Here is a 21,533-nt window from a genome sequence, read left to right on the forward strand (position 1 = left end):
TTCCTCAATTAAATCGGTGTCACGAAAGAAGGCTTAAGTAGATTTTTTGCGCCATCCAGAATCAGTCCCTTTCGCCAGGGCTGGGTAGATAGCATTACTTGCCAGCCGTCTTGGCTTTGCTGTAAGTAGTCAAAGCATAGGCTGGCGCGCCAGCGTAGGGTGTCTTCGGCGGCGGTACTTATGGGGGAAAACAGATCGGAAATGTTGGCGGCTGGGCGCGGGGTAATCGCTATAGCGTGGTTACCTATTTGCAGCCAGCGCAGTTGCCCCTGCTCGTCTTGAATCACTTCTTCAACGGCATTATTGGCAAGCCGCTGCCAGTGCTCAACGTACTGACCGTGAGGGTGTCGCTCTTCCAGGGTGGTGTCGTTAATCCATTGCAGTAGTCCTACATCCTTTTCCAGACTAGGGCATAGATCCTGATAGCGGTGCCAGATGCATAGCCTTTTGCATAGCTCGCCTTTTATTTGAGTAATACCCGCAAAAGCCGTGAGCCCCGCCAGCCACTCAAGCTGAGATCGGTTGCAGTCGTCTAAACAAGTGATGCCTGCAAAGCCAGGCGAGTCCGCAGGCAGGCGCAGGTCGGCATGCCAGTGCTTGCCCTGTAGCCAATACACCTGCGTAGTGGTGTCGGCCCTTTGGTAGGGCTCAATAGCGGGCTCGGCGTAAAGAGTACGCTGCCATACGCCGCGAAATGTTTGAGGTGTGGCTGGCAGGTTAGCGTTCATAAGGGGGTTCCTTATGTTTGCCGTGCTGGCCTAGGCTGCCCACTTCGCGGGAGCCCTCTGGGAGTGTGATTTCGCCCTTTGCCAGTCGATCGCGGAGATAGCGGAAGGTTTGGATCGTTTGGGCGTAGAGGTGATCACCCGCTTTAAGCGGTGCGTAATGGGCTTTGCCGTGGCGCTGGACTAATTCAGGCCGCGGCGCGACCTCAGTATGATAATCGCAGGCGAAAAATAGCGGGAAGGAGTAGCGCTCCTGTTTCACTTTGCGCACACGGTGAGAGGTCGCCACAAACTCGCCGTTACTCCAGATTTCCAACATATCGCCAATATTCACCACCAAGGCATCGTCTTGATACGGCACATCAATCCATTCGCCCGCACCGTTCATGACTTCAAGCCCAGGCGCGGTGGGTAGCAGCAGGGTAAAGCACTCGTAGTCAGTATGCGCGCCAATGCCTTGGGCGTCTTCGGCGTCAGGATTGTAAGGGTAGTGAATAAGGCGCAGCTGGCTGGGTGGTTTGTTGACGTGGCGCAGTAGCTGCTGTTCTTCAAGCCCTAAGGCCAGAGCAAAGCCGCCCATCAGCGAGCGACCCACCTGATAAGCCGCCTCATAATAAGCGGCCACCGGTGCGCGGAAACCGTCAAGGTCTGGCCAGGGATTGGGGCCGAGCAAAGGCGTTCCGGCTAATACTTCAGGGTCGCTTTCGGGAAGCTCAAAAGCGAGATCAAAAGCCTCTTTCATATCAGGCTTGTTAGGGTCTGGTGACTCTTCACCGGGAGGGACATAGCCCCGATGATGGTGGTAAAGGCCAATATAGCGCTCCATTTTGGCTGCTTCAGGTTGAGCAAAGAAGCGCTTGGCTTGGCAAATCAACCCTTCGCGCAAGGAGTGATCAATTCCGTGCCCCACCATTTGAAAGAAACCTACTTCCCTTGCGGCGCGGCCAAGGGAATCGGCGACGGCTTGACGCGCGGGGGTATCGCCATGGAGTAGGTCGTTAATGTCGATGACGGGAATGGACTGGAAATCAGCCAAGCGCTGATCGTTAGGAAGCTGACTCATGCGCCCGTCTCCTCTTTACTGGTGAGCACTACAAGCGGTTGCCCAGGCCCAATAGACGCCCCTTCGCTTATGGGAAGCCGGGAAACGCAACCCGCGCAGTGAGCAGTTACTTCTACCTCCATTTTCATGGATTCGACTAACGCTACTGCTTGACCGGCGCTAACCTGCTCGCCTTCTTGTACCAGCAGTTTCCATAGGCTGCCGGTTACCGGGCTTTCAATACCCACTTCGCCGTCGGCCAAGGTTTCGATTTCAGGGCTAGCCGGTACTTGATCTTCAAAGGTGAACTGACCATTAGAACGCCAGGCGGCCATCTCTGCCTGGAAGGCAGCTTCGCGCTTGGTACGGAAGGTTTCGATGGCGTCGGCGTTTTCGTCGATGTCAGCTTGGTAGTCCGCCAAACGGAAGTGTGCCGTTTCGGTGGACAGCTCAAAACGACCATGGGGGAAGTCGCGGCGAATTTGCTCAAGCTCGTCGTGGCTGACTTCATAAAAGCGCAGCTGATCAAAAAAGCGCAGCAGCCAGGGGTTTTCGAAGTGTTGGGTGGTGCGGTAGCGGTTCCACATTTGTAGCGTGCGACCGACAAACTGGTAGCCACCGGGGCCTTCCATGCCGTATACGCACAAATAGGCACCGCCGATGCCCACAGAGTTTTCTGCCGTCCAGGTGCGGGCGGGGTTGTATTTGGTGGTCACCAAGCGCTGGCGCGGATCCAGCGGTGTGGCGACGGGGGCGCCTAGATAAACGTCGCCAAGACCCATTACCAGGTAGCGGGCATCGAAAACGATATCGCGCACTTGTTGTTCGCTCTCCAGTGCATTGATGCGGCGAATAAAGTCGAGGTTGCTGGGGCACCAGGGTGCATCTGGGCGCACGCTGCGCTGGTATTTGTCGATGGCTTCGTGGCAAGCAGGATCGTCCCAGGAGAGCGGTAGATGCACCACCCGCGACTCAACCTCTAGCGACTCTATGTCGACTAGCGCCTGCTCGGCTTTGAGCAAGTGCTCGAGCAACTCATCAAGGCTAAGTTCTAGCGGTTCATAGTGAACTTGTAGCGAACGAATGCCGGGGGTTAGCTCCCGTAGGCCGGGCAGCGAGTGTTCCTGTAACCACAGCATCCAAGCGTGTACGCGAAAGCGCAGCGCGATATCCAACTCCATCGCACCAAATTCTATCAGCAGGAAATCGTCCCCGGCGCGGCGGTAAACGATGCGCTCACCGGCTTGCTGAGTAGGGACGTCGCGCAGGATCGGGGTGTCGCGTTCTGGCTGAATATCGTCAACAGGCGGCGCTGTAAGGTTCTCTAACTGGGCGCGCTGGCGCGCTTCCAGGCTGCGGGCGGTGGCGAGGCTAACCGCCACAAAGCGCACCTTATCGCCAGCGGCGAGCTGTCCTAGCTTCCAGCGTTCGGCACGCACCACGGTGGCCGGGCAGACAAAACCGCCTAAAGAGGGGCCGTCGGGGCCAAGAATCACCGGCATATCGCCAGTAAAGTCGATAGTGCCAAAGGCGTAGGCGTTATCGTGGATATTGGAGGGGTGTAACCCCGCTTCGCCGCCATCGGCTCGGGCCCACTCGGGGCGCGGGCCAATCAGCCTTATGCCGGTGCGGCTGGAGTTGTAGTGGACTTCCCACTCGTGGTCGAAGAAGCACTGGATGTCGTCATCGGTAAAAAAGTCCGGCGCGCCGTGGGGGCCGTAAAGCACGGCCACTTGCCAGGTCTTGCCGCTGTTTTGATGGCCGAAGGTAGGTATTAACGCCTCATCCAAATGCGCCTGGGAGGTGGCGGCAAGCGAGGGTAAATCGAGCATATCGCCGCTGCGCAGCGCTCGGCCGCCGTGGCCGCCGAACTGCCCGAGGGTGAAGGTGCTGCGTGAGCCTAAATAGCGTGGGCATTCGATACCGCCACGCACTAGTAAGTAGGCCCGCGCGCCCGCAGCGACCTTGCCCAAGCTAAGCGTTGCTCCAGCGGGAATATCAGTTACCTGCCAAAAAGCAACTGTTTCGTCATCGAGCGTTGCAGGGAGCTCGGCACCCGTCAGCACGATTTGTGTGGCGCGGTGAAAACGCAGCGTCGGGCCGGTCAGGGTGATTTCAAGCCCGGCGGCATCGGCGGGGTTATCGAGCAGGCGATTGCCGAGGCGAAACGACCAGTCATCAAAGGGCCCGGAAGGCGGCACGCCCACATCCCAGTGGCCCTGGCGGCCGGGGTGGTCTTGAATCGTTGTCACTGTGCCGGGGGCGATCACTTCAATGGTGGGCGGCGCCCACTCCAGGGTGGTTAGCCAGTGGGTGTCCAGGTCGGCGTCACGAAAACGGTCTGCGCGCAGCGCATGGGCAAGCCAGGCGCGGTTAGTGGTAATGCCGTAAACGCTGGCGTTATCCAGCGTGTCTGCTAACTGTTCGATAGCTGCGGCTCGGCTGTCTGCGTGAACAATCACTTTGGCTAGCATGGGGTCAAACAGTGCCGATATTTCTAGCCCAGCTTCAATGGCGTGGTCGATGCGCAGACCGTCAGCCTTGGGGAAATCGACTTCTGTCAGCAAGCCTGCGCTGGGGCGGAAGTCGTGGGTGGGATCTTCGGCGTAGAGGCGCGCCTGTACGGCATGGCCGCGTGGGGCGAGGTCGTTGGTGAGCGTCTCAAGGGCGGGCAGTTCGCCTGCCCCGAGGCGTACCATCCACTCAACGATATCAACGCCGTAGACTAGTTCGGTGACGCCGTGCTCGACCTGGAGTCGGGTATTGACCTCTAAAAAGTAGAACGCTTCCCGCTCAGCATCGTAAATAAACTCGACGGTTCCTGCGCTACGGTAGTTGACCGCCTTGCCCAGTTGAACCGCCGTGGCGTGCAGCGCCTGGCGAACGGGTTCGGGCAGGTTGGGGGCCGGACACTCTTCAAGCACTTTTTGGTGGCGGCGCTGGGTAGAGCAGTCGCGTTCACCGAGGGCGATCACGCTGCCTTGGCCATCGCCAAATAGCTGAACTTCCAGGTGCCGGGCGCGGGCGATATAGGCTTCCAGAAACACGCCGCCGTCGCCAAAGTTGCGCTCACCTAGGCCTTTCACTGAGTCAAAGGCGCGTTCAAGCTCGGCGGGGGTTTGGCATACCTGCATACCGATACCGCCACCTCCGGCGGTGGATTTGAGCATTACCGGGTAGCCAATTTGCTCGGCGCTGGTGAGTGCCTCGTTAACGCTTTCGAGAAGTTTTGAGCCGGGCACCAGGGGCACACCGGCGTTTTTGGCCAGGGCGCGGGCCTGGTGTTTTAGGCCAAACTGTTCAATTTGCTCGGCGGTGGGGCCTAGAAAGGTCAGCCCTGCTGCGTCGCAGGCTTCGATAAAGCGGGTGTTCTCTGACAGAAAGCCGTAGCCAGGGTGAACGGCTTGTGCACCGCTTTTTTTGGCAATGGTGATCAGCTTGTCGATATTAAGGTAGGTATCGCTGGCCGAGCCTTCGCCCAGGGCATAGTTCTCATCAGCCTGATGAACGTAGGGCGCGTCCCGGTCGGCGTCGGCGTAAACCACCACGCTGCCGATATTGAGTGTTTTGAGAGTACGTAAAATACGTGCGGCAATGGCACCGCGATTGGCAATCAGTACTTTGCTAAACGTTTTATTGATGGACATGGCACTGCCTGCAAACAAAGGCGGGTCGTCCCGCAGAAGAGTCAACCTCTTGGGGTCGTCCCCAGAGATTTAGTGCTGTGGCCCATTCAGGAGAGACGCGAAAACGCTGTGAACCCATCCATGGGCGCTCGGCTTTTTCATCTGACCGCCATGGATGGCGGGAATGCCGGAATTGCATGGAGCTCTTTCCGGCCCTGAAAAAGACGTTTCGCTTACTCTCCTGACTTGATCAGCGCCTATTCTCATGTCAGTCCCAAACCAACAGCTCAATAGGCGTTGGGTTGTAGTCGTTGCAGGGGTTATTGAGCTGGGGGCAGTTGGAGACCAACACGATCACATCCATCTCGGCGACCATCTCAACGTATTTACCCGGTGCGGAGATGCCGTCCTCAAAGGTTAGCCCACCGTCGGCGGTGACCGGCACATTCATAAAGAAGTTGATGTTGTGGGTGATATCGCGCTTGGTAAGCCCAAACTCTGGATAGTTGGCGATGGCGTGCATCCAGTTATCCCGGCAGGAGTGCATATAGCGCTTTTCCAGGTCGTAGCGCACGGTGTTGCTTTCGCTGGCGCAGGCGCCGCCCAGGGTATCGTGACGGCCGCAGGTGTCAGCGGTAATCGTCAGCATAGTGCGGCCTTCGCTGGAGATCAGCGGGGAGCCTGCGGTGAGGTAAACCGCGCCTTGTTCGCGTACCGTATCCATGGCGCTGTAGCGCTCGCTGGTATCGTCAGCGCTGAAGAACAGCGTATCTGCGGCCTGATTGCCTTCTAAATCGAGAATACGCAGGGTTTGGCCGCGTTTAACGATGCCTATGTAGTGGTCGCCTGCGTTTACAGTGGTGCGGCTTAAGGCATTTTCGGGGCGTAAAGTGCTTTCAATAATCATGGTGTTCGTTCCCCCTTATAGGCCGAGGTGGTAAAGACGGTTATTGGCGAAGCCGCGGGCATTTTCGGGCCGCGAGCGGTAGCAAGGGTCGTCTTCGGTGGTCGGCTCGGCGGTGCCGAGGGCGATGTCCACGCCTCGACGGGGGTACTCCGTGCTGAGGTCGAGTGGGTGGGGGCAGGTGTGCAGCAGCACGAGTGTGTCCATCTCAAAGCGCAGTGTGACGCTTTGGCAGGGCTGGCAGTGGCCAGAGATATAGCGCAGCCTGCCCTCGTCATCGCTTTCTACCCGGGAGAAAAGATTTAGATTGGCGGCCATGTCCCTGCGGCCCAGGCCGTACTTGGCCAATTCCACTAAAAAGGCATCGAAGCCAGTGAGCGTCCAGTCGTTATGGGCCTGTTGATAACTGACCGGCTGCCAGCCTTTCTGCAGCAGATGGTGGGGCATTAAATTGCCGCCCACGCTATCGTGCCAGCCCAGATCATCATGGGTGATGGAGGCAAAAATACGCCCCATATCCGAGTAGAGGCAGTGGCCCTGGGTGAGTTTAAAGGTGTGTTGACACTTCAGGGTGTCGGGTAGGTTTAAGCGCTCCAGCAGGTTTTCGGGGTTGTAGCATAAAAGCCCTACGTTGCTGTCGGCTTCCTGCGCCGTCAAGGTCAAGGTGGTGCCGCGGCGCAGGCGCAGCGACCAGTGGTGCCCGCCAGGTAAATGAGTGGTGTATCGCGCTTCGTTGATCATAGCAGCGTCTCCTGGGTGTGAGTTTTCAGACCGCCCTGGTAAAGCGCTTCTTGCAAGTCTGTTGAGGGGCGGTCTCTCGAAATAGGAAGGTCGTAAGTAATTGTGGCGCCATATGCCTCCGGCGCCTGTGGGTCTTGACGGGTTTTATCGAATACCCACAGCCGCGTGCCTAGCTCAAAGGCTTCTTTAAGGTCGTGGGTAATCATAAAGATCGTCAGGTGCTGCTCTTGCCACAGGCGGTTGATAAGCACATGCATATCCTGACGAATGCCTGGGTCAAGCGCGCCGAAAGGCTCATCGAGCAGTAAAATGCGCGGCCGCATCATCAGCGCCTGGGCGATGGCCAAGCGTTGCTGCATACCACCGGAGAGCTCGTGAGGATACTTTCTGAGCGCATGGCTAAGGCCGACTTCTTCAATGCGAGCACGAGCCTTTTCAATAGCGTGGCGCTTGTCTGAGCCAAAACTCTTGCCCAGCAGCTTGGCGCGGTGAAACTCATCGGCAATCATTACGTTGCCCTGCACCGTGAGGTGAGGAAACACCGAGTACTTCTGGAACACCACTCCCCGGTCGGGGCCGGGCTCATTGGGGATGGGTTTTTCATCCAGCGTTAAGCTACCCCGCGAGGAGGCTTCAGTGCCCAGAAGCATTTTAAGAAAGGTGGTTTTACCGCATCCCGAGGCGCCCACTAAGGTGACAAACTCCCCGGACTCAACGCTAAAATTAAGGTTTTCGAGCACAACGTGATTGCCGTAGTGCTTCTCTAATCGTTTGGCCGCGAGAAGGCTCATGAATTATCTCCTTCGCCGGCGTGATACCAGGGGAATGCTAGCCGCGACACCCAGGCCAGCAGTTGGTCGAGCAGAAACGCCAGTAGGGTGATCCAGGCCACATAAGGCAAAATCACATCCATCGATAGATAACGACGTACCAGAAAAATGCGGTAGCCAAGCCCTTCCTGCGCCGCGATGGCTTCAGCGGCGATCAAAAAAAGCCAAGCAGTGCCCAACGCCAAACGGGTGGCGTTCAGTAGCCGAGGGGTAAGCTGTGGCAGCAGCACTCTTAACAGCACCTGCCAGGAGCTGGCGCCTAGGGTTTGTGCTTTGATCAACTGCTCATCGGGGAGCCGCAGGGCGTGGCCTTGAAGGTCACGAATAAGAAATGGCGTTACCCCAATCACAATCAGGGCAATTTTGGCGGCCTCACCGGTACCAAAGGCGATAAATAGAATCGGCAGTATCGCCATAGGAGGAATCAGCGAGGCGACAGTAACTAGTGGCGAAAGCTTGGCGCGCACAACAGGCAAGCCGCCGTTTAGGATACCCACCACTAGACCAATCAATGCACTAATACCGACACCAATCACAATACGTTCCAGGCTTGCGAAAGTGTCTGTCCACAGCACAATCTCCCCCGTGCGAACGTTCTCGGCGGTGGCCAAGTGATAAAACGAGCTTGCCATGGTCGAAGGCGTGGGCAACAAACGGTCGTTAGGGTTTTCCGCCAGCCTTGCGTTGGAGAGGCTCATATAGAGCATAGCCAGTAGCAAAAAAGGCAGCAGGCCCAACAGCCAGCGGCCGCCCCGAGAGGGCGTTAAGTTAATTAATCGCTTCATGACGGTGTCCACGAAAGATGGGAGCAGAGGGAGTGGCAAGGGCCACTCCCGTCGCGCTAATGCAGGAGGGACCCGTTACTGAGCGTCGAGATACGCTTGGGTAAAGCTAGGTTCGAAGCGCAGTTGCACATTGCTCTCATCGCCAAACATGCCGCTAGGGGTTTCGATGCCGACGACGCCAGCATTGGGCGCCATATCGCCGAGTAGGCCATGGGTGAAACTAAACTCGGCGACCCGTTCCATGGTTTTGAGCAGCTCGGGGCTTTCCATTAACTCAATTGCCTCTGCTGGGTCGGTATACAGGTAGGTGGCGTCTAACTGAGAGCGATAGCCTTCAAGGTCGGTGCCCGCCGCATCGGCCATAATGTTGAGGGCATGCTCATCATCCGCTTCAACCAAACCCATTACTTCATACCAAGCACCGACCAAAGCGTGGCCAAGGGCAGGGTTATCGGCTAGGGTTTGGGTGTTGACCACCATCATATCGAGGATTTCGCCGGGGATTTCCGCTGAGGTATACACCACGTTGGCATCGGGCATATCAGCGATGGCGCTTAGCTGTGGATTCCAGGCAGCGACAGCTTCGGTGGTATCGCTAGAGAAGAGACCAACAATATCCGCATCGGAGGTATTGACCGTTTCGATATCGCGTTCAGTAAGGCCGACGCTCTCAAGGGCGCGCGCCAGGAAGTAGTGGGAGACACTGAACTGAACCAGGTTGACCTGGCGGCCTTCAATATCGGCAAGATCGTCGCTACCTTTGAGCACGATGCCGTCGTTGCCGTTGGAGTAGTCGTTGATAATCAGTGCAGTGGAGTCGACGCCACTGGCGGAGGGGATTGTCAGCGCATCCATATTGGTCATGGCGCAGCCGTCAACATTGCCCGAGGTGAATTGGTTAATCGATTCGACGTAGTCGTTCACTTGCACCACATCAATGCTAATGCCGTACTTGTCGGCCCATTTATCGACCACGCCTTCAACGTCGGCGTAGGCCCAGGGCATCCAGCCGGCATAAATCGACCAACAGACGCTAAACTCGTCCCGCTCTTGGGCTTGGGCAGGCGCAGCCGCAACAAGAGTTGCCAGCAGGGTGGTAGAGAGTGCGGCGGAAAGCGAAGTGAGGGGTAAGCGTTTTGGGGAAGTACGATTGCAACGGGTCATGGCAGCCTCCAGCGGCTAAGGGAAAACTCGGGGGCATCGGCGCATCACTGCACCTTATCCTCCCGGGCTTTTGTCCCGCCGTGTAACCTCACGCCTTGGCGTTAGGTCGATTGCTCTCGGACCAGCCACAGCCATCAGGGGGTATATGTTGATGGTGTCGGAACCCTAGCGATCTATTGGAAACTTAAATTGTTTGGCAGCGTTAGCCGTCGATACCCCGTTTGTAACACTTATTAATAGAGCAAAATATTGGCCCGATTTAAAAAATGCGTTTATTTTTAGTTGTTTGCTGAATTTAAATTCTGACGAGTAGCATGCCTGTTAAACATTAATTGCATCATGATAGTGCGGATGAATATCTTGATGCACTATTGTGAGGCTTTTTATAACGATCAGCGTCAGCATTTAGAAGTCTTAGCGTGGCTTTTGATAGTCGCTTTTCTATAGCGGCGTTTTACTCTCTTTACCGGGGATTTCCCGCACTAGTCGTGGCATTAAGAACCCAGGTAGATGAGCGAGAAGTTGAGCAACTAGCTTGCGCGCTTCATTATCCGTCACATCAAAATGCGCAGCGCCTTGCACAGGATCCAGCACATGCAGGTAGTAAGGTAGAATACCCGCTTCGAATAGCCGTTCAGAAAGCGCGGCAAGTGTGGTGACGCTATCGTTCACATTGCACAGCAGGACACTCTGGTTGAGTAGTGTTGCACCCGCCTGCTTAAGGCGCGCACAGGCGTCTATCACTGCTTGGTCGATTTCATTGGCGTGGTTAATATGCAGCACCACCACTTTTTGCAGGCGTGTAGCTGAGAGCCAGTCAAGCAGGGCGTCATCGACCCGATCGGGAATCACCACCGGCAGGCGGGTATGAATGCGTAGCCGTTTTAGGTGCGGGATGCTTTCTAGCTGCTCCACCAGCCATGCCAACTGGCGATCGCTGGCGGCCAGTGGATCGCCGCCAGACAGAATCGCCTCGTGAATAGTGGTGTCAGCGCGCAGGTAATCCAGCGCTTCCTGCCACTGCGCTCTGGAGGGTGAGTTATCGCTATAGGGAAAATGTCGACGAAAGCAGTAGCGGCAGTTGATGGCACAGTTGGGGCTGGCAATAAGCAGCACTCGGCCAGCATACTTATGGATCAGCCCTTTGGCGGGCCGATGTTCGGCTTCTTCAAGCGGATCGACGACGTAGCCATGTGGCGTTAGCGCTTCCTCGCCAAGCGGCAGTACCTGGCGCAGCAACGGGTCGTTTATATCGCCATAGGGTATTCTGTTGAGATACGCTTCAGGAACACATACGTCAAACAGTGCATGTCCAGCCTGGGCGCCCGCCAACCAGTCGTGGCTTAGTCCCAGCCGTTCGCAAAGTGTTTGCGGATCGCGAATGGCATGAGAAAGCTGCTGCTGCCAAGTAGGTTGCGCCAGTGAGTCGCGATGGCTTTGCGTTTCAGACGCGGCAATAATGATGTTCTCCTGCAAAAAAGCTCTCCTTCGGGTTATCATGCGCGCACTTATTTAACGACGCCATTTGCAACGCTGCTGGCATATAGCTACTGGTATATAAACCTGCTGACGGTGGCAAAGTATGGTTTCGCGCACTACCTGTTGAAACAAATAACTGAAATGGATAATTGAGAGACATTATGGCGAACTATTCTACCAACGAATTCAAGGCCGGTCTGAAAGTAATGCTCGACGGCGATCCTTGCTCGATCGTTGAGAACGAGCTGGTCAAGCCCGGTAAGGGGCAGGCGTTTAACCGAGTTAAGCTGCGGAATTTGATGACTGGCCGCGTAGGTGAGAAGACTTTCAAATCTGGTGACTCGCTGGAAGGGGCCGATGTCATGGATTTAGAGATGGAGTATCTATACACCGATGGTGATATGTGGCACTTCATGAAGACCGATGGCTCGTTTGAGCAGTATGCAGTAGAGAAAAAAGCGCTAGGCGATACCGTCAAGTGGCTGAAAGAGCAGGTGCCCTATATCATTACGCTTTGGGATGATAAGGCTATTTCCGTGACGCCGCCTAACTTTATCGAGTTGGAAGTCGTGGAAACAGATCCCGGTTTGAAAGGCGATACGGCACAGGGTGGTTCTAAGCCTGCGACGTTGTCTTCTGGTGCTGTGGTGCGTGTGCCGCTCTTCATTAACCAGGGCGAAGTGTTGAAAATCGATACGCGCAGTGGGGACTACGTCTCCCGCGCTTGATCGCTTTCCTGGGCGCTTGTATGTCTTAATGGCCACGCTTTGTGCGTGGCCATTATTATTTTAAGGTGGTTTTCCAAGGAGTCTCCATGGCCATTGATTGGCAACCCTCAGCGTCTTTTGAAACGCTGCGCGAACGGGCGCGGTTAATGGCCAAAGTGCGCGCTTTTTTTGCCCAGCGTGATGTGCTGGAAGTAGAAACGCCAGTGCTGGGGCAGGGGGGCAGCACGGATGTGCACTTGGTCTCGCTACACACCTTGGCGCGCACGGACAAAGGGCAGCGCCGTCTATGGCTGCAAACCTCCCCAGAATTCCATATGAAGCGCTTGCTCGCAGCGGGCAGTGGGCCGATCTTTCAGCTTGCGCGCAGTTTTCGCGATGGCGAAATCGGCGCCCGCCATAATATTGAGTTCACTATGCTGGAGTGGTATCGGCCGCAATTTACGCTGGATCAACTGATTGATGAGACTGCGACGCTCATTATGTCACTGTTGCCCAGTTTCCCCGGCCCACCTGTGCATTATCGCTACCGGGAGTTGTTTCATACTTACGTAGAGGTTGATCCGTTCACGACGTCGCTGGTTAGGCTGAGGGCGATAGCTGCCGAGCGGGCACAAATGCCTGCCCAATCCTTAGCTGATGAAGGTCGCGATACCTGTCTTGACCTGTTAATGAGCGTGGTGATCGAGCCGCAGTTAGGCCAGCAGGAGCTAAGCGTGGTGGTTGATTATCCGGCTAGCCAAGCAGCCCTGGCGCGACGCCATCAAGATGCAGATGGTGAGTGGGTGGCTTCCCGCTTTGAGGTCTATCTTAACGGTATTGAGTTGGCTAACGGCTACGATGAGCTGACAGATGCGGCTGAGCAGCGCACGCGCTTTGCCGAAGATAACGCTGAGCGCCGCCGTTTGGGCTTACCGGAAGTGGATGTGGATGAGCAGTTGCTGGCCGCACTTGAGCACGGAATGCCCGAAGGCGCCGGTGTGGCGCTGGGGATAGATCGTTTGATTCAGTTGGCACTCGGCAAAGCACGCCTGGAAGACGTGCTTACATTCTCAACGCCTAATTGCTAACAATTAATAATCCCCCAGCGCTTGCCCCATCTGCACCATGCTGCCCAGTGGGTTGACTGCAAAGTTCAGCGGTTTGGCGAAGCACATCACCACGGTAGAACCAAGCTTGAAGCGGCCCATCTCGGCGCCTTTTTCAAGTGTGATAGGTTGGCTAAACTGTGTGCGCTGAGGGCAGCCCGCAAGCGGCGTCACCTGCCCTGACCAGACGGTTTCGATGGCAGCGACGATCATCGCACCAACCAGTACCATCGCCATGGGGCCGTACGCGGTATCAAAGATGCATACTAAGCGCTCGTTGCGGGCGAAGAGGCCCGGCACGTAGTTGGCGGTGGCCTGGTTGACCGAGAAGAGCCGACCGGGTACGTAGATCATTTCTCGCAACGTGCCGGTTACCGGCATATGCACTCGGTGATAGTCCCGTGGGGAGAGGTAAACGGTGGCAAAGCTGCCGCCTAAGAACTCTTCTGCCAGTGCCGTATCGCCGCCGAGCAGGGTTTGCGCGGAGTAGGTGTGGCCTTTGGCCTGCACCAGTTGTCCGGCCTGTAGGCGTCCGTATTGGGAGAGCGTACCATCGGCGGGGCTGAGGATGCCGTCGCCTAGCGGGCGGGCATCCGCTTTGAGCGCCCGGGTGAAGAAGTCGTTGAACGTAGCGTAGGCGGTGGGGTCTGGCTCCAGCGCCTGGCTCATATCAACGTTAAAGCGTTTGATAAACGCTTTAATCAAGGTGTTTTTCACCCACGGATTGTCACACTGGGCGAACTGGCCGGTTAGGCGCGAGATCGCGTGGTGAGGCAGCGGATATTGGAGTAGTGAAAAGGCTTTTTGGGAAAGGGTCACAGTGGTTACTTTTTGGCAGTGGCTTGTAGTGGGATATTGCCATTAAGAGTTACCCCGATGACAGGTCTACGAGGGGGCGCTGTGAACCCTTCCTTGGGCGCTACATTTGCCATCTGACCGCCATGGATGGCGGAAATGCCGGAATGGTATGGAACATTTTCCGGCCATGGCAAATGACCCCCTCTACAACCTGTCCCCGGCGCTCTTGATCAAGCACATACTTGTTTTAAACATTGGGGAAGAGTGCGTTATTACTTCTCAATCGGTGTGTCGTCGCGGTTGCCCCATTCTCCCCAGGAACCCGCATAGCCGCGCATATTAAAGCCCAGCGCCTTGCCCACCAGCCAGGTAAAGCTGCTGCGGTGGTGACTTTGGCAGTGGGTGGCAATTTCCATGTCGGGCGTGAGGCCCAGGGCGCCTAGCTCGGTGATCAACTCGGCGTAATCGCGTATACGTAGCGCACGGTTGCGATCCATGGCGTGGAGCCAATCCATATTGACCGCCCCTGGAATATGGCCCAGGTGCTTGTTGTTACCGCGTACGCCATCGTACTCATCTTTGGAGCGCGCATCCCATACCGCAAACTGCCTATCATCGAGCTTTTCTTTGATTTCGTCGCAGGTAATCAGGGCTTGGGGGTTGAGAAGTTCAGCGTGGTATTCGCTGGGGGTTGGGGCGTTTGGTTCTGTGCTCTCTTCCAGGCCCGCATCGCGCCAAGCGTGAATGCCGCCGTTCAAATAGGAGTAGCGAGTGTGGCCGATCAGGTCTAGCGTCCACAGTAATCGTGCCGCCCAGCCGCCGCCTTCGTCGTCATAAGCGACCACGTGAGTATCGCGGGTTAAGCCCAGGGCACTGAACAGCCTTGATAGCGCCTCGACGCTGGGAACGTCGCTGGGCACAGGCCCTTCACCGCGCATCAAATAGCGAAAATCGAGGAAGATAGCCCCAGGCACATGGCCCTGACGATAGCTATCGCCGTTGACCGGTACATCGATAATCAGCAGCTGTGGGTCATCCAAATGTTCCTGCAGCTGTTCAGGCTCAACGATTAGCGGCAGCAGGTTGGATTCCGACGATTGGCTTTCGGTGCTCATGAGTAACTCCTCTAAATCCTAGCTATCCAAGCTATCAAGTATGCGCCGGTAGCTGGTAAAGCGTGCTGGATGAATCTTGCCTGCCTCGACCGCTGCGAGTAAAGCACAGCCTGGCTCATTGCGGTGGCGGCAGTCACGGAAGCGGCAGTGACCAATATAGTCGTGAAACTCAATAAAGCCGTCGGTAACTTCCTGCTCGTTGAGGTGCACCAGGCCAAACTCGCGAATACCCGGTGAGTCAATGAGATCGCCGTCGGCCACTTCAGCACGACTCATGGTGTAGAGGCGTGCCGTGGTGGTGGTGTGAGTACCTTTACGCGAGTCTTCCGAGAGCGCGCCAATGCGCAGGGTTTCATCGGGTAGCAGCAGGTCGATTAGCGAAGACTTGCCCACGCCGCTTTGACCGACGAATACCGAGGTGCGGCCTTCAAGCTGGCTGCGCAGATCATCCAGCCCGGTTTCGGTAGCGGTGGTGGTGCGTACGACGGGATAGCCCAAATTGCGATAGCGTTCTAATAATTTGCCTAACTCGCCGCCATCTTCTGGCAGCAGGTCGGTTTTGTTGAGCACCAGCACGGGCGCTATACCGGTGGCCTCGGCGGCGACCAGATAGCGATCGATAAGGTTGGCGTGAGGTGCGGGTTCTACCGCAAACACGATCAACAGCTGGTCAATATTGGCGGCCACCGGTTTGAGCAGGCCGCGAGCGTCTGGTCGCTTAAGCACGCTATCGCGCTCTTCACGAGCCACCACCACGCCGGAGCCTTCTTGCCCTGCACGCCATATCACTCTGTCGCCGGTGACTAGGCCATCCAAGTTGGCGCGTAAGTGACAGCGCACCGGTTCATTATCGCTATTGCGCACCTCCAGGGTGCGTCCAAAGTGAGCAACGACACGGCCCGGCTGTTCGGCTCCGTATTCACCGGCGGCGAGCTTTTCAGCGTCTTGAACATCGCGCTTTTCTGCACGCAGGGCACGTTCCGCCTGGACTTTCTCGACGCGCCACTGTTGCTGGCGACTTAATTTACGTTTGCTCATGACCACCTGATGATCGCTACAATAGAGGTCATTGTACCTATCAAAGGTGTGATTGTACTTATCAAAGATGCCATCAAGTAGCCAAGCTCTCCTTTGTAGCTGCTTGGCGGATCTATTTAAGGCACACTTGCATGATGTTAATAGCCATTTATGCAAAAGGATAACGGTAATGAGCAGCGATACGACGGGTGCAACGGAAGGAAAAACATCGCCGCGGAATGATCTGCTGGTGTGGATTGATCTAGAGATGACCGGTCTCGATCCTAATAAAGAGCGCATCATTGAAGTAGCCACGCTCATTACAGATGCGGATTTGAATGTGGTCGCCGAGGGGCCGGTTATTGCAGTGAAGCAGCCCGATAGTCTGCTGGCGCAGATGGATGACTGGAACCAGAAAACCCACAACGAATCAGGCTTGGTTGCACGCGTGAAGGCAAGCCAAGTGGAAACCGCTGAAGCTGAGCAGCAAACCCTGGCGTTTTTGCAGCAGTACGCAGTGGCGGGTTCGTCGCCCATGTGTGGCAACAGCATCCATCAGGATCGGCGTTTTCTCGAGCGTGAGATGCCTGCGTTGCTCAACTTTTTCCACTATCGCAATCTTGATGTGTCTACCATAAAAGAAGTGGCCAAACGCTGGAACCCCGGTGCGCTGGCGGGCTTTAGCAAACAGAATGTGCACTTGGCCATGGACGATATTAAAGAGTCGATTGCCGAGCTGGCCCACTACCGCAATACGTTTTTACGCGTTGATCAGCGCAGCGACGAAGAAGAGTAAGCGTTTAAGCCCCCGTCAGTAGTAATTAGCTCGCCGCGTTTGAGGTGCTGCTCCTCAAGCGCCCAGGCGACGTGTTCACGCACCAGCGCGCTTGGGTAGGCCCTACGCGCCCATAGCGCGGCTTCAACGGCCTCGCTCCAGGGCGCGTTGCCCAGGCCAATGGCAATGTTACGCAGCCAGCGCTGGTAGCCAATGCGCCGAATGGGGCTGCCGGCGGTTTTGTTCAGAAATTCCGCTTCGCCCCAGCCAAACAGGCTAATAAGCGATGCGCGATCCAGGTCATGGCGCGGCGCAAAGTCATCTTCCTGGGTGATATGGGTAAAGCGAGTAAAAGGGCAGACCAGTTGGCAGTCATCGCAGCCGTAAATACGGTTACCCATGGAGCGGCGAAACTCAACTGGAATCGCGCCGTGCAGTTCAATGGTGAGATACGAAATGCATTTGCGCGAGTCGACGACTTTATCGTCAACGATGGCGCCGGTGGGGCAGGCGGTGCGGCAAGCACTGCAGCTACCGCAGTGTTCGTGCTCAAACGGTGCGTCAATGGGCAATGGAAGGTCAGTATAGAGTTCGCCAAGAAAAAACAGCGAACCCGCCTTGGGGTTGAGCAGCATGGCGTTTTTGCCAAACCAGCCGAGCCCCGCTTTTTGAGCCAGGGCGCGTTCCATCACCGGCGCTGAGTCAACAAAAGCGCGGTACCCGAAGCTGCCGACTTCCTGCTCAATTTTTTTTGCTAATAGGGCTAACCGTTTGCGGATTAGCTTGTGATAATCACGCCCAAGGGCGTAGCGCGATACATAGGCGCGGGCGGGCTGGCCGAGCACCTTGGTGCTCTCCACCTCAGCAGGCAGGTAATCCATACGCACGCTGATAATGCGTTGAGTGCCGGGTTCCAATTCCCCAGGGCGAGTGCGCTTGGTGCCGTGCTTGGCCATAAAGCCCATTTCGCCGTGGTAGCTCTTTTCCAGCCACGCGTCGAGGTGGTCTTCATGAGCCGACAGTTCAGTATCGGTGATGCCCACTTGCTGAAAGCCCAGCTCTCGCCCCCAGGTTTTAATCAGGTCGGCCAGGCGAGCAAGTTTCTGGTCAGTCATTGCACCATCAGAACGTGCAAAGGCAGTGGAATTCGACATAGTCAATCAACAGCAAGGCATTAAGAGCGCTATGCTAACGCATTGGCAGCCATCAAAACATGTGAAAGGAGCGATCGTGACAGTCCCGAATACTTCCATGCTACGCCCCCTCTATAAAGCAGCCCAGGTTCAGGAACTCGATCGGCGCACGATCGCCGGGGGTATCGATGGCTTTGCATTGATGCAGCGCGCCGCCTCAAGCGCCTGGCACAGCTTCCGCTCCCGCTGGCCACAGGCACGTAGTATCACCGTGCTATGTGGGAGTGGTAACAACGGTGGCGATGGTCACGTGCTGGCAGCGCTAGCCATGCAGTCGGGCCTCAAAGTGCAGCGGATAACCCTTAAGCCTGTTGAAGAGCTCAGCAGCGACGCGGCCCGTGCCGCGGAATTAGCAACATCCGCGGGAGTGGGCTGCGAGGAGTGGCACGCTGGGATTGAGCTCACCGGCGAAGTGATTGTTGATGCATTGCTGGGCACCGGGTTGACCGGTGAAGTAGAGGGGCGCTTCAAGCGTGCTATTGAAACGATCAATGCTGCAGGTCAACCGATACTGGCGATTGATACTCCCTCCGGTTTGGTTGCCGACACCGGGGCGGTGCCGGGGATTGCTGTGAAGGCCTCCTGCACGGTGACCTTTATTGGCGATAAGGTTGGATTACATACAGGTGATGCCCCTGCCTATACTGGCGAGATCGACTTTCGACCCCTGGGTGTCAAAGCCCAGGCCTATTTCGATATTCCCCCCACGGCGTGGCGGCTGGATGATTCGCTGCTGGCAGAGGCTTTTGCACCGCGCCTACGCACTAACCATAAAGGTGACATGGGGCATGTGTTGGTGATGGGGGGCGCTCCAGGTTTTGGTGGTGCAGCTCTACTGGCCTGCCAAGCTGCCGCGCGTTTGGGAGCGGGTAAAGTAAGTTTGGCGACGGCTCCTGAGCATATCACCGCCAGCTTGGTACGTTGCCCGGAAGTGATGGCTCATGGTGTACGCGGAGGCGCTGAAGCCGCTGAGCTGCCCAGTAACGCTGACGTTGTGGTGGTAGGGCCAGGGCTTGGTCAGGCTGCCTGGGGGCAGGCAGTGCTACAGAGTGCACTGCAGTCAGACGCCCCGCTGGTGGTAGATGCCGACGGGCTTAACCTCCTGGCGCGCCAGTGGCCGGAGGTTCGCCGTGATAACTGGATTTTGACTCCACACCCCGGTGAGGCCGCGCGACTATTAAACTGTTCCGTTGCCGATATCCAATCCGACCGGCCCGCAGCTGCCCAGGCACTGCAACGTGCCCGAGGTGGTGTGGTGATTTTGAAAGGTGCGGGCAGTTTAATTGCTGGGCCTAGCGGTTTGGTGGTGTGCCCTTACGGGAATCCCGGTATGGCCAGCGGCGGCATGGGCGATGTGCTCAGCGGTATGCTGGGGGCGTTGGTTGCTCAGCGGGGCGAGGTGGAGTTTAGTGCCTGGCTAGGTGCCATGGTGCATGCATTAGCGGCCGATCGCGCGGCAGAGGAAGAAGGCGAGCGTGGCCTGCTGGCCAGCGATCTGGCATCCTATGCGCGAAAATTGATTAATCCGTGAAGGCAGCCCACATGCAGGTGCAATTAGACAACGAAGAGGCCCAGGTCGCTTTTGGCGAAGCGCTCGGGCACGTATTGCAAAGACGCGGGCTCGTCTATCTAGAGGGTGAGCTAGGTGCCGGTAAAACCACGTTAACGCGTGGCATCCTACGGGCTTACGGCCATCAAGGGGCGGTTAAAAGTCCTACTTACACCTTGGTAGAGCCTTATGAGTTGAACGACCAGCGGGTTTATCATCTGGATTTATACCGCTTAGCGGATCCAGAGGAGCTTGAATTTATTGGTGGTCGAGACGTGCTGGCCGACGATGCAGTCACCATTGTCGAGTGGCCCAGCCGCGGTGAAGGGTGGTTGCCTGCGCCTGACCTGCGCCTAACCTTGGAAGTAGTGGAACAAGGGCGTTTAGTCTCATTAGCTGCGGGTAGTGATAACGGTCAGCGTATGCTTGAATTATTGCGAAGTAAGGTAAGTGCAGTCAGTAAAGAAGGTTCCGACCAGTTGGAGAACGGTGTGATTCAATGGAAATGAAGGGCATAGCGGCAGGCGTATATCGCTTATTAGCCACCGGTTTTTTTGCCCTGGCGGCGGTAGATGTGCAAGCGTCCAGCGTAGAGAGCATGCGGCTTTGGGCGGCGCCAGATCATGCCCGGCTGGTGTTTGATCTCTCCGCTGCGACTAATGCCAACGTATTTTCGCTGGAGAACCCGGCGCGGTTGGTGATTGATTTAGATGATACCCAGATGGATACCGACCCCAGTACGCTGCCTTTGCATGACAGTGCAATTACCTCGGTGCGTACCGGCGCGCGGGAGGGTGGGGGCCTGAGGGTAGTGCTTGAGCTCAATCGAGAAATTGAGCCACGCCATTTTACCCTGACACCTAACGATCAGTACGGTCACCGACTGGTTGTTGATCTCGAATATCCTGGTGAGAGTGCCGTCGAGAATCCGATTGACCCAATTGAGGCGATGATTCGGGATCAGGAAATTCAGGCCCAGCGGGCATCTGCTCAAGGCCAGTTGTCGGACAGCGTGGCGTCGCCTAGCGAGGCAACGCCGGCAGAAGTGCAGGAAGCCAAGCTGCACCCAAGGCGCGATATTATTATTGCCGTCGACGCCGGTCATGGTGGTGAAGACCCGGGGGCGATTGGCCCTTCAGGCACACGGGAAAAGGACGTAGTGCTGGAAATTGCCCGTCGCCTAGCCGCTGAAGTGAACGGTACTGAAGGCTTTAAAGCTGTGCTGGTACGGGATGGCGACTACTATATAGGGCTGCGTCAGCGTACCGCACTGGCACGTGAGCAAAAAGCCGACTTTTTTGTCTCGATACACGCCGATGCTTTCACCAGCCCAAGGCCCCAAGGGAGCTCGGTCTATGCGCTGTCTCAGCGCGGCGCCACCTCGGAAACCGCGCAGTGGCTGGCGGATAGTGAGAACCGCTCCGACCTTATCGGCGGTGTCGATGGCAATCTCTCCTTGCGTGATAAAGACCAGGTGCTGCGCGGCGTGTTGTTGGATTTGACCATGACTGCCACGCTGAATGACTCGCTCTCGATTGGTGGTCAGGTATTGGAGCAGTTAGGCCGCATTAACCGGCTGCATAAGTCGCGGGTCGAACAGGCTGGGTTTATGGTACTGAAGTCTCCCGATATCCCCTCGCTGTTGATTGAGGTTGGCTTTATCTCTAACCCTGACGAAGAGCGTCGGCTACGCGACCCAGTTCACCAGTCAGGGCTTTCTCAGGCTATCTTCAGCGGTTTGCGCGAGCATTTCGAGCGCTTCCCACCGCCGGCCAGCCTGCTTGCCTGGCAGCGTGATAATCAGCGTCGCCCTTCGGGTAACGAGTACCGTATTCAGTCGGGAGACACCCTGTCAGCGATTGCTGTGCGCCATGGCGTGCCGGTTAATCAGTTGAGGCAGGCCAATGACCTGAATGGTGACGTGATTCGCGTTGGCCAAGTGTTACAGATTCCCCGTTCATGAGGTGCCGTGTTGAC

At 56.6% G+C, this 21,533-nt stretch carries 19 protein-coding genes and 1 riboswitch; of the genes, 6 read left to right on the forward strand and 13 right to left on the reverse strand.

Features of this window, described 5'->3' with window-relative positions:
• Positions 1-8 precede the first annotated feature (8 nt).
• The 9 genes from HZU72_RS04190 to epmB all read right to left on the reverse strand — a co-directional run bounded on the left by HZU72_RS04190 (position 9) and on the right by epmB (position 11,293).
• Entirely contained in the window at positions 9-728 is a 720-nt protein-coding gene (locus tag HZU72_RS04190; protein WP_208457953.1) for a hypothetical protein, read from the reverse strand.
• Positions 718-1,788 carry an isopenicillin N synthase family dioxygenase gene (locus HZU72_RS04195; protein ID WP_180090678.1) on the reverse strand — a complete coding sequence of 357 codons (1,071 nt, stop codon included), beginning with the start codon at positions 1,786-1,788 and terminating at the stop codon, positions 718-720. The genes HZU72_RS04190 and HZU72_RS04195 overlap by 11 nt, the downstream gene beginning before the upstream one ends.
• Entirely contained in the window at positions 1,785-5,414 is a 3,630-nt protein-coding gene (gene uca / locus HZU72_RS04200) for an urea carboxylase (RefSeq protein ID WP_180090679.1), read from the reverse strand. Before uca ends, HZU72_RS04195 begins: the two co-directional genes overlap by 4 nt.
• 247 nt (positions 5,415-5,661) lie before the next feature.
• Complete coding sequence (locus HZU72_RS04205) at positions 5,662-6,300, reverse strand: urea amidolyase associated protein UAAP2 (RefSeq protein WP_180090680.1); 639 nt, start codon at positions 6,298-6,300, stop codon at positions 5,662-5,664.
• 15 nt (positions 6,301-6,315) lie between these two features.
• A complete protein-coding gene (locus tag HZU72_RS04210) occupies positions 6,316-7,038 on the reverse strand; it encodes an urea amidolyase associated protein UAAP1 (RefSeq protein WP_180090681.1) in 723 nt (240 codons plus the stop codon).
• Positions 7,035-7,829, reverse strand: a complete 795-nt coding sequence (locus HZU72_RS04215) for an ABC transporter ATP-binding protein (protein ID WP_180090682.1) — start codon at positions 7,827-7,829, stop codon at positions 7,035-7,037. The genes HZU72_RS04210 and HZU72_RS04215 overlap by 4 nt, the downstream gene beginning before the upstream one ends.
• Positions 7,826-8,653, reverse strand: a complete 828-nt coding sequence (locus tag HZU72_RS04220) for an ABC transporter permease (RefSeq protein WP_180090683.1) — start codon at positions 8,651-8,653, stop codon at positions 7,826-7,828. Before HZU72_RS04220 ends, HZU72_RS04215 begins: the two co-directional genes overlap by 4 nt.
• Positions 8,654-8,728: 75 nt before the next feature.
• Positions 8,729-9,817 (reverse strand): putative urea ABC transporter substrate-binding protein, encoded by a 1,089-nt coding sequence (locus HZU72_RS04225; RefSeq protein ID WP_180090684.1) that lies wholly within the window; start codon positions 9,815-9,817, stop codon positions 8,729-8,731.
• 57 nt (positions 9,818-9,874) lie between these two features.
• Positions 9,875-9,997: riboswitch (guanidine-I (ykkC/yxkD leader) on the reverse strand.
• Between the two features lie 261 nt (positions 9,998-10,258).
• On the reverse strand, positions 10,259-11,293 hold the full coding sequence (epmB, locus tag HZU72_RS04230) for an EF-P beta-lysylation protein EpmB (RefSeq protein ID WP_235975981.1): 1,035 nt from the start codon (positions 11,291-11,293) through the stop codon (positions 10,259-10,261).
• Between the two features lie 164 nt (positions 11,294-11,457).
• Between epmB and efp the strand changes: the two genes are divergently transcribed.
• Both efp and epmA read left to right on the forward strand, forming a co-directional pair.
• Positions 11,458-12,024: an elongation factor P gene (gene efp / locus HZU72_RS04235; RefSeq protein ID WP_133730405.1), complete on the forward strand. Its 567-nt coding sequence runs from the start codon at positions 11,458-11,460 to the stop codon at positions 12,022-12,024.
• Positions 12,025-12,110: 86 nt separating this feature from the next.
• Positions 12,111-13,091 (forward strand): EF-P lysine aminoacylase EpmA, encoded by a 981-nt coding sequence (gene epmA, locus HZU72_RS04240; RefSeq protein ID WP_180090686.1) that lies wholly within the window; start codon positions 12,111-12,113, stop codon positions 13,089-13,091.
• Positions 13,092-13,094: 3 nt separating this feature from the next.
• Here the strand turns inward: epmA and asd are convergent, their stop codons facing one another.
• The 3 genes from asd to rsgA form a co-directional block, all read right to left on the reverse strand.
• Positions 13,095-13,928, reverse strand: coding sequence for an archaetidylserine decarboxylase (gene asd / locus HZU72_RS04245; protein WP_180090687.1), 834 nt, complete (start codon positions 13,926-13,928; stop codon positions 13,095-13,097).
• Positions 13,929-14,179: 251 nt separating this feature from the next.
• A complete protein-coding gene (locus HZU72_RS04250; protein WP_180090688.1) occupies positions 14,180-15,022 on the reverse strand; it encodes a sulfurtransferase in 843 nt (280 codons plus the stop codon).
• Between the two features lie 18 nt (positions 15,023-15,040).
• On the reverse strand, positions 15,041-16,060 hold the full coding sequence (gene rsgA, locus HZU72_RS04255) for a small ribosomal subunit biogenesis GTPase RsgA (RefSeq protein ID WP_180090689.1): 1,020 nt from the start codon (positions 16,058-16,060) through the stop codon (positions 15,041-15,043).
• A 169-nt stretch (positions 16,061-16,229) separates the two neighbouring features.
• Here rsgA and orn point away from each other — a divergent pair, with 169 nt between their 5' ends.
• Complete coding sequence (gene orn / locus HZU72_RS04260) at positions 16,230-16,835, forward strand: oligoribonuclease (protein WP_180090690.1); 606 nt, start codon at positions 16,230-16,232, stop codon at positions 16,833-16,835.
• On the opposite strand, the gene queG is transcribed toward orn, so the two are convergent.
• Positions 16,811-17,968, reverse strand: coding sequence for a tRNA epoxyqueuosine(34) reductase QueG (queG, locus tag HZU72_RS04265; protein WP_371829533.1), 1,158 nt, complete (start codon positions 17,966-17,968; stop codon positions 16,811-16,813). The genes orn and queG overlap by 25 nt on opposite strands.
• A 97-nt stretch (positions 17,969-18,065) precedes the next feature.
• On the opposite strand from queG, the gene HZU72_RS04270 reads away from it, so the two are divergent.
• Genes HZU72_RS04270 through HZU72_RS04280 form a run of 3 tightly spaced genes read left to right on the forward strand, consistent with a single transcriptional unit; the run spans position 18,066 to position 21,519 of the window.
• Positions 18,066-19,538: an NAD(P)H-hydrate dehydratase gene (locus HZU72_RS04270; RefSeq protein ID WP_180090799.1), complete on the forward strand. Its 1,473-nt coding sequence runs from the start codon at positions 18,066-18,068 to the stop codon at positions 19,536-19,538.
• 11 nt (positions 19,539-19,549) lie between these two features.
• Complete coding sequence (tsaE, locus tag HZU72_RS04275; RefSeq protein ID WP_180090691.1) at positions 19,550-20,065, forward strand: tRNA (adenosine(37)-N6)-threonylcarbamoyltransferase complex ATPase subunit type 1 TsaE; 516 nt, start codon at positions 19,550-19,552, stop codon at positions 20,063-20,065.
• A complete protein-coding gene (locus HZU72_RS04280; RefSeq protein WP_180090692.1) occupies positions 20,056-21,519 on the forward strand; it encodes an N-acetylmuramoyl-L-alanine amidase in 1,464 nt (487 codons plus the stop codon). The genes tsaE and HZU72_RS04280 overlap by 10 nt, the downstream gene beginning before the upstream one ends.
• Positions 21,520-21,533: the final 14 nt, after the last annotated feature.

This window comes from Vreelandella sedimenti (assembly GCF_013416325.1).
GTDB classification, from domain to species: domain Bacteria; phylum Pseudomonadota; class Gammaproteobacteria; order Pseudomonadales; family Halomonadaceae; genus Vreelandella; species Vreelandella sedimenti.

Excerpts from the sequence above, each read along its gene's own strand:
- HZU72_RS04190 (WP_208457953.1), bottom strand. The coding sequence starts at position 728 with ATGAACGCTAACCTGCCAGCCACACCTCAAACATTTCGCGGCGTATGG.
- HZU72_RS04195 (WP_180090678.1), bottom strand. The coding sequence starts at position 1,788 with ATGAGTCAGCTTCCTAACGATCAGCGCTTGGCTGATTTCCAGTCCATT.
- uca (WP_180090679.1), bottom strand. The coding sequence starts at position 5,414 with ATGTCCATCAATAAAACGTTTAGCAAAGTACTGATTGCCAATCGCGGT.
- HZU72_RS04205 (WP_180090680.1), bottom strand. The coding sequence starts at position 6,300 with ATGATTATTGAAAGCACTTTACGCCCCGAAAATGCCTTAAGCCGCACC.
- HZU72_RS04210 (WP_180090681.1), bottom strand. The coding sequence starts at position 7,038 with ATGATCAACGAAGCGCGATACACCACTCATTTACCTGGCGGGCACCAC.
- HZU72_RS04215 (WP_180090682.1), bottom strand. The coding sequence starts at position 7,829 with ATGAGCCTTCTCGCGGCCAAACGATTAGAGAAGCACTACGGCAATCAC.
- HZU72_RS04220 (WP_180090683.1), bottom strand. The coding sequence starts at position 8,653 with ATGAAGCGATTAATTAACTTAACGCCCTCTCGGGGCGGCCGCTGGCTG.
- HZU72_RS04225 (WP_180090684.1), bottom strand. The coding sequence starts at position 9,817 with ATGACCCGTTGCAATCGTACTTCCCCAAAACGCTTACCCCTCACTTCG.
- efp (WP_133730405.1), top strand. The coding sequence starts at position 11,458 with ATGGCGAACTATTCTACCAACGAATTCAAGGCCGGTCTGAAAGTAATG.
- epmA (WP_180090686.1), top strand. The coding sequence starts at position 12,111 with ATGGCCATTGATTGGCAACCCTCAGCGTCTTTTGAAACGCTGCGCGAA.
- HZU72_RS04250 (WP_180090688.1), bottom strand. The coding sequence starts at position 15,022 with ATGAGCACCGAAAGCCAATCGTCGGAATCCAACCTGCTGCCGCTAATC.
- rsgA (WP_180090689.1), bottom strand. The coding sequence starts at position 16,060 with ATGAGCAAACGTAAATTAAGTCGCCAGCAACAGTGGCGCGTCGAGAAA.
- orn (WP_180090690.1), top strand. The coding sequence starts at position 16,230 with ATGAGCAGCGATACGACGGGTGCAACGGAAGGAAAAACATCGCCGCGG.
- queG (WP_371829533.1), bottom strand. The coding sequence starts at position 17,968 with ATGTCGAATTCCACTGCCTTTGCACGTTCTGATGGTGCAATGACTGAC.
- HZU72_RS04270 (WP_180090799.1), top strand. The coding sequence starts at position 18,066 with ATGCTACGCCCCCTCTATAAAGCAGCCCAGGTTCAGGAACTCGATCGG.
- tsaE (WP_180090691.1), top strand. The coding sequence starts at position 19,550 with ATGCAGGTGCAATTAGACAACGAAGAGGCCCAGGTCGCTTTTGGCGAA.
- HZU72_RS04280 (WP_180090692.1), top strand. The coding sequence starts at position 20,056 with ATGGAAATGAAGGGCATAGCGGCAGGCGTATATCGCTTATTAGCCACC.